Raw genomic sequence first — 12,997 nt, forward strand, 5'->3', positions numbered from 1 at the left:
CGATTAAGCGCGACGACCCTTGACGATCTTCTCCTGATTGACGTCATCCACATCAGCAGAAGCGTGCTCCTCGTGGCCGACGGCACCGATGGACTGACCCTTGCCACCCTGGAACTCAAGGATGAATGCGTCGACCTGCTTTTCGAGCTCGGCGACGGTGTCGTCAGTGAGAAGGTTCGTCTCGCGCAGGGTGTCGAGCACTGTGGAGTTACGACGCAGGTGGTCGAGAAGCTCGCGCTCGAACCGCAGCACGTCCGCGACCTCGATCGTGTCGAGCTTTCCGTTGGTGCCGGCCCAGATCGAGACGACCTGGTCCTCAACCGGGTACGGCGAGTACTGGGGCTGCTTGAGCAGCTCGGTCAGACGCGCACCGCGGTCGAGCTGACGACGCGAAGTCGCGTCGAGGTCGCTCGCGAACATTGCGAAGGCTTCGAGCGAGCGGTACTGCGCGAGCTCGAGCTTCAACGTTCCGGAGACCTTCTTGATCGACTTGACCTGAGCGTCACCGCCGACTCGCGAGACCGAGATTCCCACGTCGACCGCCGGACGCTGGTTCGAGTTGAAGAGGTCGGACTGCAGGAAGATCTGGCCGTCGGTGATCGAGATCACGTTGGTCGGGATGTACGCCGAGACGTCGTTCGCCTTGGTCTCGATGATGGGCAGGCCCGTCATCGAACCGGCGCCGAGCTCGTCGGACAGCTTCGCGCAACGCTCCAGCAGACGGGAGTGCAGGTAGAAGACGTCACCCGGGTATGCCTCGCGGCCCGGCGGACGACGCAGGAGAAGCGAAACGGCGCGGTAGGCCTCTGCCTGCTTCGACAGGTCATCGAAGATGATGAGGACGTGCTTGCCGCCGTACATCCAGTGCTGCCCGATGGCGGAACCTGTGTACGGAGCGATGTACTTGAAGCCGGCCGCGTCGGATGCGGGAGCAGCGACGATCGTCGTGTACTCCAGCGCACCGGCGTCCTCGAGCGCACCCTTGACGGAGGCGATCGTGGAGCCCTTCTGGCCGATTGCGACGTAGATGCAACGAACCTGCTTGTTCGTGTCGCCCGACTCCCAGTTGGCCTTCTGGTTGATGATCGTGTCGATCGCGATGGCCGTCTTGCCGGTCTGGCGGTCGCCGATGATCAGCTGGCGCTGACCACGACCAACGGGGATCATCGCGTCAATTGCCTTGATGCCGGTCTGCATCGGCTCGTGCACGCTCTTGCGCTGCATGACGCCTGGTGCCTGCAGTTCGAGCTCGCGACGACCTTCTGACGCGATGGTGCCGAGGCCGTCGATCGGGTTGCCGAGCGCATCGACGACGCGACCGAGGTAACCGTCACCGACGGGGACCGAGAGAACCTCGCCGGTACGGCGAACTTCCTGGCCTGCCTGGATACCGGAGAAGTCTCCGAGCACCACGGTACCGATCTGGTGTTCGTCAAGGTTCAGTGCGAGGCCCTGCGTGCCGTTGGCGAACGTGAGGAGCTCGTTCGCCATGACGCCGGGCAGGCCCTCGATGTGGGCGATGCCGTCAGCGGCATCCACGACTGTGCCGACCTCGGTCGCTGCGGCGCCTGAGGGCTCGTACGCAGCGGCGAAGTCCTTCAGCGCGTCGCGGATGACGTCGGGGCTGATCGATAGTTCTGCCATTGTCTTCCCTTTGTATTGAGAGAGTCTGCGCGGTTCCCCGCGCGAAATCGTATTAGCCCGCGAGCTTCTGTCGAAGTTCGGCGAGCCGCGCGGAGATGCTGCCGTCGATGACGTCGTCGGCGACCTGCACTCGCAGTCCGCCCACGACTGTGGGATCAATGACCTCGTTGATCGAGATCTGGCCGTCGTAGCGCTTCGCCAGCGACTCGCCAAGGCGAGTGCGCTGAGCAGCTGACAGCGGTGATGCGGTGTGCACAGTGGCAACGATGCGGCCACCCTGCGCCGAGACGATCTTCATCGCTCGGTTCAGGAGCTGACGCACGCGGCGGCCTCGTGGCTGGCGCACCAGCGATGAGACGATCAACGTGGTCGGTGCGCTCACCTTGCCACCGAGCAGCTTCTCTACGAGGCTGCCCTTCGCGGTGTCATCGCCTAGGCGTCCGCCGAGCGCGAGTTCGAGCTCTGCGTTGGCGGCGACGATGCGGAGGAAGGAGAACAGCTCCCCCTCGATGTCTGCCTTGGGCTCAGCGATGGCTGCAGCGCGAATCGCGAGCTCCTCGATGCCGGCGATGAGGCCGTCCTCATCGGACCACCTCTGACCGACAGCCGCGGTGACCAGCTGTCGCGTGACATCTGACGTGCCGCCGAATACCGACGTCACGACCTGCTCCCGAAGTCCTGCGGGAGCGGCCGGGTCAGCAAGCGCGCCGCTCAGCTGTCCGGATTCGCCCACCAGACGCGCCACAGTGAAAAGCTCACTGGCCGTGTCGAGGGTGACGCCCTTCGCCTGAGCGAGGGCCGCCATCGAAACCGCGAGAGCCTGAGTGGTCGCGCTGCCCATTACTTGGCCGCCTTTTCTGCTGCTTCGAGGTCAGCGAGGAAGCGGTCAACGACAGCAGTCGCACGAGCGTCGTCCGAGAGCGTTTCGCCGACCACGCCACCGGCGAGGTCGATGGCGAGCGTGCCTACCTCAGAGCGAAGCGCGACGAGCGTCGTCTGGCGCTCTGCTTCAATCTGCGCCTGAGCTGCGGCGGTGACGCGTGCAGCCTCGGTGGTCGCAGCATCCTTCGCCTCGGCGACGATCTTCTTGCTGTCCTCACGGGCAGCCTCACGGATCTCACCGGCCTCGGTGCGTGCCTCAGCGAGCTGACGGGTGTACTCCTCGAGAGCCGCCTCCGCCTGCTTCTGAGCTTCGTCAGCCTTGGCGATGTTGCCCTCGATCGCGGCGGACCGCTCGTCGAGCATCTTCGCTACGTTCGGAAGCGCGACCTTCCAGGCCACGACCAGGATGATGACGAAGCAGACCGCGGACCAGACGATGTCGTACATCGCCGGAAGAAGCGGGTTGTGCTCCGCTTCTTCGGCTGCGAGCGTGACAAGAGCGTTCAGCATCCTGTCTCCTTACGTGAGGTGGGAACGGATCAGTAGCCGAAGAGGAACGCTACGCCGATACCGACGAACGCGAGCGCCTCGGTGAAGGCGATACCGATCCACATGGTGCCCTGGAGCTTGCCGGACAGCTCAGGCTGGCGTGCGATGCCCTCGATCGTCTTGCCGACGACGATACCCACACCGATGGCCGGACCGATGGCCGCAAGACCATAACCGATGTTGGCGATCGAGCCGGTGATGTCGATGTTGATCTGGGCGAGAACAGAAACAGAATCCACGGATTCTTCCTTTCATTGAGGGGGCCGAAGCGCCCCGATATTAGTGTTCGTCCGCGACTGCGAGCTGAATGTAGACCGCGGTGAGGATGGTGAAGACGTATGCCTGGAGGAAAGCCACCAGGATCTCGAAGGCAGTGAAGGCGAAGCCGAAGGCGAGCGTGCCCGCACCCAGCACCGTCCAGAAGCCGCCCATCGAGAAGATGAAGAACTGGGTCGCTGCGAAGAACAGCACCAGCATGAGGTGACCGACCATCATGTTCATCAGCAGACGCAGCGTGAGCGTGACCGGCCGAACGATGAAGGTCGAGATGAACTCCAGCGGCGCGACGATGATGTACAGAGCCGGCGGAACTCCGGGCGGGAAGAGCGAGTTACGGATGAAGCCCATCGGGCTCTTGCGCAATCCGGCGTAGATGAATGTGACGTACGTGATCACCGCGAGCATCAGCGGCACTGCGATGATGCTCGTTCCTGCGATGTTCAAGAACGGGATGACACCCGTGATGTTGAAGAACAGGACCATGAAGAAGATCGTGGTCAACAGCGGCAGGAAGCGGTCGCCGTCCTTCTTGCCCATCATGTCGTGCGCAACGTTCACGCGAACAATGTCGAAGAGCATCTCGATGACACCCTGACCGCGGCCCGGGATCAGCTTGAGCTTGCGTGTGCCGAGCCAGAGGATGAGGACGACGGCAATGGTGGCAATGAACTGCACCAGGTGGATGCGATGCACCGAGAGCGGGCCGATACTGAACAGGATCTCCGGGAAGAACTCTGCGATCGACGGTGGGTGGAATTCATCCGATGCGAATCGGACGAGGAGGCTCGTGGCGTGAGTCAACGTTGCTCCAGCTTCGGGGCGCCGATCAAGATCGAGGCGACGTTTGGGTGAGGAGGTCTAGCTGAGTCGGAGCATTCCGCACAACGCGAAAGCTTGCCCAGCGAACTCGTTTTTTAGACTATCAATATTTTTCCAGGCTCACGAATCGTTGCGGCCCTCGGGTGTGGTTTTGGGTCCCTCAGGTTCGGTTTCGGCATCCTCAGGGTTGGTCTCCGGCAGAGAAATGTCGGAAACGTAGGGCACCCGCAGCTTCGTGAAGGCGAACATATCGATCGCGAGGCTGACCACTACCCCCGCCATGAGCGAGAGGAAGATGATCAGCGGCACGACCCAGCTCTGCCCGCGCAGGATCACAATCACGACGACGAACAGCACGAGTTTGAGCAGCCAGCCCCCCATCACGATGCCGAAGAACACCGTGGCGAACATCTCTTTGCCATACCAACGGTTGGCGATCAAGACACTCAGCGGTGTGAGCGCAAGGAAGAAGATGGCGAGGCCGACGCCGGTCAGTCCGCTCCACAGGCCGTCTGTGCCGGCTGTGAGGTACCCGATACCGGCTCCGAGGATGACGAGCACGATCGCGGCGATCCCTGTCCAGATCAGGACCTTCCGCAGAATCGGATTGATCGCGGGGCTCTTGTGATCAGAATTGTCGCTGCTCATCGGGTCTCCAAGGAGGGTGTCGGCTCGGTGGGCGCGTTCTGCGCTCGGTGGGTGGGAAGAAGGGTGACAACGAGGCACGCGGCGATTCCGATCACGCCGAAGGCCACACCGGGTAGATACTGCCCCGGCCAGTCCTCGCTGGTGCCCACGTACATCAAGAGAACGGCGAGCGAGATCACTGCAGTCCACGCGTAGAAGATAAGCACGGCGTCGCGGTCGCGGTGCCCGAGGTCGAGCATCCGATGATGCAGATGCTTACGGTCGGGCGAGAACGGTGATTTCCCCGCCCGCATGCGCCGGAACACCGCAAGCCCGAAGTCGAGCAGCGGCAGCATGACCACCACGAGCGGGAGCAGGATCGGGATGAAGGCTCCGAGCAGCTGCGAACGACCGAACTCCTCAGGATTCATCGCACTGGATGACATCTGACCGGTCAGCACGATCGCCGACGTCGCCATGAGCAGTCCCAGCACAAGTGCGCCTGAGTCGCCCATGAACAACTTCGCTGGGCTCCAGTTCAAGGGGAGGAACCCGATGCAGGCACCGATCACCACCGCGGCGAGGAATGTCGCCAGGTTGAAGTAGCTGCTCGCGCCGGTGTCACGGGTGAGGATGTACGAATAGGCGAAGAACACCCCGTTCGCTATCAGGCACACGCCCGCGACGAGACCGTCAAGCCCGTCGATGAAGTTGACCGCGTTCATGACGATCACGATCGCGAACATCGTGACTGCGATGCTCAGCCAGCTCGAGAAGATGATCATGTCACCCAGCGGAATCGCGAGGATCTGCAGACCTCCGACGACCGTGATGATGCCTGCAGCGAGGAACTGGGCGCCCAGCTTGATCATCCAGTCGAGATCCCACAGATCGTCGATCACACCGACGATGGCGATGAGCACCGCCGCGCCGAGCACGGCCCACATGGTTTGCGGCGGCACCCACATGATGCTGAAGAACGGGTTTGCTGCGGAGACAGCGATCGCGGCCGCGATGCCGAGCAGCATCGCCACACCGCCGAGTCGCGGCGTCGGCGTCGTGTGCACATCACGTTCCCGGATGCCTGGGTAGAGCTTGAAACGCAGACTAAGTTGCCAGACCACCCACGACATCACAAGCGTGACGGTCGCAGTGAAGATGATCGTGAAGAGGTACTGTTTCACGCCACGCCATCCGACGACGATTCCGGCCTCGAAGCGGACTCGCCCTCCGGGTCCGGTGCAAGTTCCAGCAGATCGCCGAGGACTGCTTCCAGCTGCGGCCGGGAGATCGCACCCTCACGCAGCAGACGCACGCGCGGTTCGCCGGCGTCATCAGCACCACGACGAACGAGAGATGTCGCATCGATGATCGTCGAGGCGACGCCGGTCTCGCTGAAGCCCCCGTCGAGGTACACCGAGACACTGTCTTTCAGCATCGCTTCTGCGTCTGCAGCCGAGATCGCTGCAGCTTTGCCCGTAAGGTTCGCGCTCGAGACTGCCAGCGGGCCGGTCTCCTCGAGCAGCTCCAGCGCCAGCCGCAGATCTGGCATGCGCACCGCGACGGTGCCGAGCGTATCGCCAAGGTCCCACGACAGTGAGGGCTGGGCGGGCAGAATAATAGTGAGCCCGCCCGGCCAAAATTCGTCCACCAGACGCTGAACAGGCTCGGGAATCGACTCCACGAGGGCCGCCAACGCGGCCTGGTTAGCAACCAGCACTGGCGGCGGTTGATCGCGCCCGCGCCCCTTTGCCTCGAGCAGCCGCCGCACCGCCGCTGGCGCGAACGCATCCGCGGCGACACCGTAGACCGTGTCGGTGGGCATAACGATGAGCTCTCCCCGGGCGATCGCCTGACGAGCGTGGCGCATTCCGGCGAGAAGCTGTGCCTCATCGCGGCAATCAAAGACAGAGGACATGACCTCAACAGTCTACGTGCACGCGCGAGCGCGACACCGCTGAGCCATCAGGGACGCAGCGCCGTCGTCGCTCGATCCCGGCGGGTGAGGTCGGGGTGGGTGGTCGGAGCACGCCAGCCGTCAGCGGCGAGCAGGGTGCGGATGTCTTCGCCCTGCAACTCGCCATGCTCGATGACCAGAAGCCCGCCGGGGCGGAGCAGCCGCAGCGCCCTGGTGCTGAGCACACGCACGATGTCCAGGCCGTCCGGCCCGCCGTACAGCGCCATGGCTGGGTCGAACAGCCGTACCTCCGGGTCGCGTGGGATCGCCTCATCCGGAACATAGGGAGGGTTCGAAATCACGACTGCGGCCGTACCGTCGAGCTCTTCGAGTGTGTCCGCGAGATCACCGTGCACGAGCGTGAGATTCTCGGCATCCGCTGTGTTGCGTGCCGCCCATGCATGAGCGTCAGGGGAAAGTTCGACGGCGAAGATGCGCGAGTGCGGCACCTCGCTCGCCATCGCCAAGGCGATCGCTCCGCTTCCGGTACACAAGTCGACACCGATCGGCTCAGCATCAGGAGCGTTCAGCAGCGCATCGATCGCGAACTGCGCAACGATCTCGGTCTCTGGCCGTGGCACGAAGACGCCGGGGCCGACGGCCAGTTCAAGGTGGCGGAACGGAGCCACACCGGTGAGATGCTGCAGCGGCTCGCGCGCAGCGCGCCGAACGATCAGCGCCTCAAGTGCCGCAGCATCCTGCTCCCCCATCGTGTCGCCGCGCACCACAGCGGCCTGCACTTCTCCACGACGCAGTCCACTCACGTGACCTGCGAGCAGTTCTGCGTCGACGAGCGGATCTGGCACACCGGATGCCGCAAGACGCTCTGCGGCAGAGCGCACGGCGGCGGCGAGGGTCTGTTCGGGCATCCCTCCAGCGTAGGGTGTCTGCAAAGGCTCCGAGCGTCATAATGTCTCGCGTACGTATGCACTCCAATAGGCTTTGACACGCATCGCTCCCGAACGAAGGACCTGGAAAATGACCGGCATCCATTCCGACATCACCACAGCTTTCGGCAATACGCCGTTGGTTCGCCTGAACCACGTGACCGAGGGCCTTGGCGCCACGGTTCTGGCCAAGCTGGAGTCCTACAACCCGGCCGGCAGTGTGAAAGATCGCATTGGCATCGCCATGGTCAACGCCGCCGAGGCATCCGGTGAGCTGAAGCCGGGTGGAACGATCGTCGAATCCACCAGTGGAAATACCGGAATCGCACTCGCCATGGTCGGTGCCGCCCGCGGCTACAAGGTCATCCTGACCATGCCTGCGTCCATGTCGAAAGAGCGCCGCGTACTACTCAAGGCCTTCGGCGCGGAGATCGTGCTCACCGACCCGACCACGGGCATGAGTGGCGCCATCGAAGAGACCAAGAAGATCGTTGCTGCGACCCCGGGCGCTGTCTGGATCAAGCAGTTCGAGAACGCCGCGAACCCGCAGATCCACCGCGAGACCACCGCGCAGGAGATTCTGCGTGACACCGATGGCAATGTCGACATCTTCATCGCCGGCGTCGGCACTGGCGGCACTGTGACCGGCACCGGCCAGGCGCTCAAGGCAGCGAAGCCCGATGTGCAGGTCATCGCCGTCGAGCCCAAGGACTCCCCCGTCCTCACCGAGGGCCACCCCGGCCCGCACAAGATTCAGGGCATCGGCCCGAACTTCGTGCCCGCAGTGCTTGACCGTGAGGTTCTTGACGAGGTTATCGCTGTCGAATTCGACGAGTCGCTGCGTCTCGCTCGTGAACTTGCGGCGAAGGAAGGCCTGCTGGTCGGCATGTCGTCTGGAGCTGCACTTTCCGCTGCACTGCAGGTCGCCGCACGCCCCGAGAATGCAGGGAAGACGATCGTCGTGATCATGCCCGACACGGGTGAGCGTTACATCTCCACTGCCCTGTTCGAGGACCTGCGCGAGGTTTGAGCGCATGATCGGTCGAATGCGTGAGGACATTGCCGCCGCGCGCCTTCGCGACCCGGCAGCGCGCACCGGACTGGAAATCGGGCTGCTGTATCCCGGGATGCACGCCATTTGGGCGCATCGCGTCTCGCATGGGATGTGGCGGCGAAACCTGCGCTTCCTCGCACGCGCCAATTCACAGTTCGCGCGCTGGTTGACCGGAATCGAGATTCATCCTGGTGCCAAGATCGGCAGGCGCTTCTTCATCGACCACGGGATGGGCATCGTGATCGGCGAGACGGCAGAGATCGGTGATGACGTCATGCTTTATCACGGTGTCACGCTGGGTGGTCGCACGCAGGACGCCACCGGAAAGCGGCATCCGACGCTCGCCAATGGCGTAGTGGTGGGCTCGGGCGCGAAGGTGCTGGGGCCCATCCTGGTCGGGCAAAACACGGTGATCGGGGCAAACGCTGTGGTCACGAAGGATGCACCAGAGGACAGCATCCTTGTCGGCGTGCCTGCGCGTGCGCGTCGACGCGATGGTCACGACGATTTCAGCGCTCTGCGTCTCGCCGCCGACTACTCCATCTGAGACGCTCGGCGCGCTGCAACCTTAGGTGGTCAGCGCTTGGCGCGGCGCTCGGAGACCTTGCGCTTGAGGAAAATCAGCGGCAGCAGGATCGACCCGAGCGCTGTGATGATCCAGACGATGACCGCACCGAGAATCCATGCTGCGATGCCGCTGATGCGCAGACCGCCGATGGGGAGCAGTACGACCACGATCAGGGCGACGAGCGTCGAGAAGATGCCGATTCCACCCATCAGCACTGGCGCGTAACGGTCAGCAAGCTTGGCGATCCAAGGGCTGAGAACGCTCTGTAGCGCCGCGAAGATCACGATGCAGATCACGAATCCCCACCACTTGTCCCACTCGATCTGGAAGCCTTCGAGCACGAGGTCAGCGACGATGAGCCCAATCCCCGCCGAGACGAGGTAGGTGAGCGCGCGGAACAGAAGTGTGATCACGTCCTGAGCCTAGCGCTGCGGGCGCATCCGTTCAGGAAACAGAACCGATTGCGGCGAGCCGCGCCTCTTCGTCAGCCTGAATCGCGCTTTCGATGATCGGGTCGAGGGCGCCGTCCATCACCTGGTCGAGGTTGTACGACTTGAAACCGGTGCGATGATCCGCGATCCGGTTCTCCGGAAAGTTGTAAGTGCGGATGCGCTCAGAGCGATCCATGCCGCGGATCTGCGACTTGCGCGCATCGGATGCCGCAGCATCCAACTCCTCCTGCCGCTTGGCGAGGATGCGGGCGCGAAGCACACGCATGCCTGCTTCACGGTTCTGCAGCTGCGACTTCTCGTTCTGCATCGACACGACAATGCCGGTCGGAAGGTGTGTGATGCGCACTGCTGAGTCCGTGGTGTTCACCGACTGACCACCGGGGCCGGAGGAGCGGAACACGTCAATCTTCAGATCATTCGGACTGATCGAGACCTCTTCAGGCTCATCGACCTCAGGAAACACCAGCACACCGGTCGTTGAGGTGTGAATGCGGCCCTGCGACTCGGTCGCCGGCACCCGCTGCACTCGGTGCACGCCACCCTCATACTTCAAATGCGCCCAGACGCCCTGCGAGGGATCCGTAGATGACCCCTTGATAGCGATCTGAACATCCTTGTAGCCGCCGAGGTCGGACTCGTTGTGCTCCAGGAGCTCCGTCTTCCAGCCCTTGTGAGCCGCGTACTGGATGTACATGCGGAGCAGGTCAGCGGCGAAGAGTGCGCTCTCAGCGCCGCCCTCGCCGCCCTTGATCTCCAAAATCACGTCTCGAGCGTCGTCAGGGTCGCGCGGAATCAGCAGCCGACGCAACTTCTCCTGAGATCGTGCGAGGCCTTCTTCCAGGACGGGTACCTCCGCAGCGAAGGCGTCGTCTTCTTTGGCGAATTCGCGCGCGGCAGCCAGATCGGCGGATGCTGCCGTCCACGCGTCGTACGCCGCCACAATCCGACTCAGCTCGGCGTAACGACGGTTGACACGCTTGGCGCGTGCTGCATCGGCGTGCACCGCCGGGTCAGAGAGTTCCTCCTGAACCTGGCGGTGTTCGTCGATCAGCGCTTGAACAGACTCGAACACGCCTATGCTCCGATCAGTGTCAGATCAGCGGATGTTGTTCTCATGGCTGTGGCTGGAGCCACCGGCCGCGGGAGCAGGCATCGACTTCTGCATCTGCACGAGGAACTCAACGTTCGACTGCGTCTCCTTGAGCTTGCCCAGCACGACCTCAAGGGCCTGCTGCTGGTCAAGGCCCGCGAGTGCGCGGCGAAGCTTCCAGGTGATCTTGACTTCATCGGCCGAGAGCAGCATCTCTTCACGGCGAGTCGACGACGCGTTGATGTCGACGGCCGGGAAGATGCGCTTGTCCGCGAGCTGACGCGACAGACGCAGCTCGCTGTTTCCGGTGCCCTTGAACTCCTCGAAGATGACGTCGTCCATCTTCGAACCGGTCTCCACAAGAGCCGTGGCCAGGATCGTGAGCGATCCACCGTTCTCGATGTTGCGAGCGGCACCGAAGAAGCGCTTCGGCGGGTACAGCGCCGCTGCGTCCACTCCACCGCTGAGAACACGCCCAGAAGTGGGCGTGGCGATGTTGTAGGCACGGCCGAGGCGGGTGATCGAGTCGAGCAGCACGACAACGTCGCGGCCCAGCTCGACGAGACGCTTGGCACGCTCGATGGCGAGCTCTGCAACCGTGACGTGGTCTTCGGCCGGGCGATCGAAGGTCGAGGCGATGACCTCGCCCTTCACCGTACGCTCCATGTCGGTGACCTCTTCCGGGCGCTCATCGACAAGAACGACCATGAGGTGAACCTCAGGGTTGTTCTGCGCGATGGCGTTGGCGATCTGCTGCAGGACGATCGTCTTGCCTGCCTTGGGCGGCGCGACGATGAGGCCACGCTGGCCCTTGCCGATCGGGGCGACCAGGTCGATGATCCGTTGCGTCAGCTTCTCGGGTGCGGTCTCCAGGCGCAGGCGCTCCTGCGGGTACAGCGGTGTGAGCTCGCCGAACTCGACACGAGTGGCGGCGTCGTCAACAGACAGACCGTTGATCGAGTCGACCTTGACCAGGGCGTTGTACTTCTGACGACCCTGCTGCTCGTTCTCGCGCGGCTGCTTGATGGCGCCCACGATCGCGTCGCCCTTGCGCAGGTTGTACTTCTTCACCTGGCCGAGTGAGACGTAAACGTCGCTCGCACCGGCGAGGTAGCCGGTGGTGCGCACGAACGCGTAGTTGTCGAGCACATCGAGGATGCCGGCGATCGGGATGAGGACGTCGTCCTCGCCGAACTCGGTGTCAAACTCGTCAGATGCTCCGCCCGTGCGGCGCTTGTTGTTGTTGTTGGTGCGCTGGCGGCCCCGGCCATTGCCGTTCTCATCATCGGCAGTGTTCTGCGGGGTGTCCTGGCCACCGTTCTGGCTACGTCCCCGGTTGCGGTTTCGGTTACGGTTACGGCTGCGGCTGGAGCCCTCTTCGCCGTCGTTCGAGTCGGCACCGTTATCGCCAGCATCAGACTTCTCAGGCGTCGTGGTGTCGGCCTGCTTCGCGTCGGACGAGTCCGACTGCTCAGCCCTGGGCGTCTGCGCGCCCCTCCGGCCACGTCCAGACCTCTCGGCGGGCGCGTTGCCGACGGGCTTTTCAGCGACGGGCTTGTCGCCCGAGGCGCCTTCATTCGGCGCGCTGTCGGTTGACGCGCTGTCGGCGGACTTCTCGTCGGCCTTGTCTGCGGCCGGCGCAGTCTCAGCGGCGGGTTCTGCCTTCTTGCGACGACCGCGAGCAGGCGCCTTCGTCGCTACCGCGGCGGGTGCTTCGGCCGCGCTGTCGGATGCCGCGTTGTCGACTGTCGGCTTTTCAGATGCCGCGCTGTCGGCTATCGGCTTTTCGGATACCGGAGCGTTGGGTGCCGAGGGCGAAGCGTCAGCGTCAGCCGCGGGTGCGGCGTCAACCTTCTTCGCCCGACTGCGTCGTGGTGCCTTCGCCTTCGGCGCCGCTTCAGCGGCCGGAGCCGGAGCATCGGCGGGCGCGGCTGCGGCAGCCGGTGCCTCGGTCGTCGCCTGCTCGGCCTTGGCCGCGGCGCTGGCGGTCGTAGCACGGCGCGGAGCGCGCTTACGTGCCGGTGCAGCAGTGGTCTCAGCGGCTGCGGATGCAGCGGCCGGAGCAGTAGTGGGGGCCTCGGCTGCGGTTGCTGCCTGGTCGTTCTGGGTCTCGGAGAAATTCTCCACGAGTACTCCCTTATATGTCGTGGGAAATGAGCATGTACCGCGCACAACGGGTGCTGCGCGCG

At 63.7% G+C, this 12,997-nt stretch carries 14 protein-coding genes; 2 read left to right on the forward strand and 12 right to left on the reverse strand.

The features are described from left to right. Positions 1-3: 3 nt before the first annotated feature. The 9 genes from atpA to prmC form a co-directional block, all read right to left on the reverse strand. Entirely contained in the window at positions 4-1,644 is a 1,641-nt protein-coding gene (gene atpA, locus AC1C2O_RS04795; protein WP_495429305.1) for a F0F1 ATP synthase subunit alpha, read from the reverse strand. A gap of 52 nt (positions 1,645-1,696) precedes the next feature. After that, positions 1,697-2,485 (reverse strand): F0F1 ATP synthase subunit delta, encoded by a 789-nt coding sequence (locus AC1C2O_RS04800; protein WP_495429306.1) that lies wholly within the window; start codon positions 2,483-2,485, stop codon positions 1,697-1,699. Next, on the reverse strand, positions 2,485-3,036 hold the full coding sequence (locus AC1C2O_RS04805) for a F0F1 ATP synthase subunit B (protein ID WP_495429307.1): 552 nt from the start codon (positions 3,034-3,036) through the stop codon (positions 2,485-2,487). Before AC1C2O_RS04805 ends, AC1C2O_RS04800 begins: the two co-directional genes overlap by 1 nt. A 29-nt stretch (positions 3,037-3,065) precedes the next feature. Beyond that, the gene (atpE, locus tag AC1C2O_RS04810; protein WP_495429308.1) at positions 3,066-3,314 is read right to left on the reverse strand and encodes a F0F1 ATP synthase subunit C; all 249 of its coding nucleotides are present in this window, start codon (positions 3,312-3,314) and stop codon (positions 3,066-3,068) included. A 40-nt stretch (positions 3,315-3,354) separates the two neighbouring features. Further along, on the reverse strand, positions 3,355-4,155 hold the full coding sequence (gene atpB / locus AC1C2O_RS04815) for a F0F1 ATP synthase subunit A (protein WP_495429309.1): 801 nt from the start codon (positions 4,153-4,155) through the stop codon (positions 3,355-3,357). Between the two features lie 138 nt (positions 4,156-4,293). Continuing rightward, a complete protein-coding gene (locus AC1C2O_RS04820; protein ID WP_495429310.1) occupies positions 4,294-4,821 on the reverse strand; it encodes a Cg1360 family ATP-synthase-associated protein in 528 nt (175 codons plus the stop codon). Continuing rightward, a complete protein-coding gene (locus tag AC1C2O_RS04825) occupies positions 4,818-5,984 on the reverse strand; it encodes an MraY family glycosyltransferase (protein WP_495429311.1) in 1,167 nt (388 codons plus the stop codon). Before AC1C2O_RS04825 ends, AC1C2O_RS04820 begins: the two co-directional genes overlap by 4 nt. Continuing rightward, the gene (locus AC1C2O_RS04830) at positions 5,981-6,718 is read right to left on the reverse strand and encodes an L-threonylcarbamoyladenylate synthase (protein WP_495429312.1); all 738 of its coding nucleotides are present in this window, start codon (positions 6,716-6,718) and stop codon (positions 5,981-5,983) included. The genes AC1C2O_RS04825 and AC1C2O_RS04830 overlap by 4 nt, the downstream gene beginning before the upstream one ends. Positions 6,719-6,765: 47 nt before the next feature. Beyond that, positions 6,766-7,626 (reverse strand): peptide chain release factor N(5)-glutamine methyltransferase, encoded by an 861-nt coding sequence (prmC, locus tag AC1C2O_RS04835; protein ID WP_495429313.1) that lies wholly within the window; start codon positions 7,624-7,626, stop codon positions 6,766-6,768. 109 nt (positions 7,627-7,735) lie between these two features. On the opposite strand from prmC, the gene cysK reads away from it, so the two are divergent. Both cysK and epsC read left to right on the forward strand, forming a co-directional pair. Then, complete coding sequence (gene cysK, locus AC1C2O_RS04840; protein ID WP_495429314.1) at positions 7,736-8,674, forward strand: cysteine synthase A; 939 nt, start codon at positions 7,736-7,738, stop codon at positions 8,672-8,674. Positions 8,675-8,678: 4 nt separating this feature from the next. After that, positions 8,679-9,245 carry a serine O-acetyltransferase EpsC gene (gene epsC, locus AC1C2O_RS04845; protein WP_495429315.1) on the forward strand — a complete coding sequence of 189 codons (567 nt, stop codon included), beginning with the start codon at positions 8,679-8,681 and terminating at the stop codon, positions 9,243-9,245. A gap of 29 nt (positions 9,246-9,274) precedes the next feature. Here the strand turns inward: epsC and AC1C2O_RS04850 are convergent, their stop codons facing one another. From AC1C2O_RS04850 to rho, 3 genes are read right to left on the reverse strand one after another with little or no spacing between them, the layout of a single operon-like run. After that, positions 9,275-9,679 (reverse strand): hypothetical protein, encoded by a 405-nt coding sequence (locus AC1C2O_RS04850; protein WP_495429316.1) that lies wholly within the window; start codon positions 9,677-9,679, stop codon positions 9,275-9,277. Between the two features lie 31 nt (positions 9,680-9,710). Further along, positions 9,711-10,790, reverse strand: coding sequence for a peptide chain release factor 1 (prfA, locus tag AC1C2O_RS04855; protein ID WP_495429317.1), 1,080 nt, complete (start codon positions 10,788-10,790; stop codon positions 9,711-9,713). Between the two features lie 24 nt (positions 10,791-10,814). Next, the gene (gene rho, locus AC1C2O_RS04860; protein ID WP_495429318.1) at positions 10,815-12,935 is read right to left on the reverse strand and encodes a transcription termination factor Rho; all 2,121 of its coding nucleotides are present in this window, start codon (positions 12,933-12,935) and stop codon (positions 10,815-10,817) included. Between the last annotated feature and the right edge of the window lie 62 nt (positions 12,936-12,997).

This window comes from Microbacterium sp. Y355 (genome assembly GCF_059445345.1).

What these genes read in the sequence shown, in the direction of transcription:
- atpA (WP_495429305.1), bottom strand. Translation starts at nt 1,644, where the DNA reads ATGGCAGAACTATCGATCAGCCCCGACGTCATCCGCGACGCGCTGAAG.
- AC1C2O_RS04800 (WP_495429306.1), bottom strand. Translation starts at nt 2,485, where the DNA reads ATGGGCAGCGCGACCACTCAGGCTCTCGCGGTTTCGATGGCGGCCCTC.
- AC1C2O_RS04805 (WP_495429307.1), bottom strand. Translation starts at nt 3,036, where the DNA reads ATGCTGAACGCTCTTGTCACGCTCGCAGCCGAAGAAGCGGAGCACAAC.
- AC1C2O_RS04820 (WP_495429310.1), bottom strand. Translation starts at nt 4,821, where the DNA reads ATGAGCAGCGACAATTCTGATCACAAGAGCCCCGCGATCAATCCGATT.
- AC1C2O_RS04830 (WP_495429312.1), bottom strand. Translation starts at nt 6,718, where the DNA reads ATGTCCTCTGTCTTTGATTGCCGCGATGAGGCACAGCTTCTCGCCGGA.
- prmC (WP_495429313.1), bottom strand. Translation starts at nt 7,626, where the DNA reads ATGCCCGAACAGACCCTCGCCGCCGCCGTGCGCTCTGCCGCAGAGCGT.
- cysK (WP_495429314.1), top strand. Translation starts at nt 7,736, where the DNA reads ATGACCGGCATCCATTCCGACATCACCACAGCTTTCGGCAATACGCCG.
- epsC (WP_495429315.1), top strand. Translation starts at nt 8,679, where the DNA reads ATGATCGGTCGAATGCGTGAGGACATTGCCGCCGCGCGCCTTCGCGAC.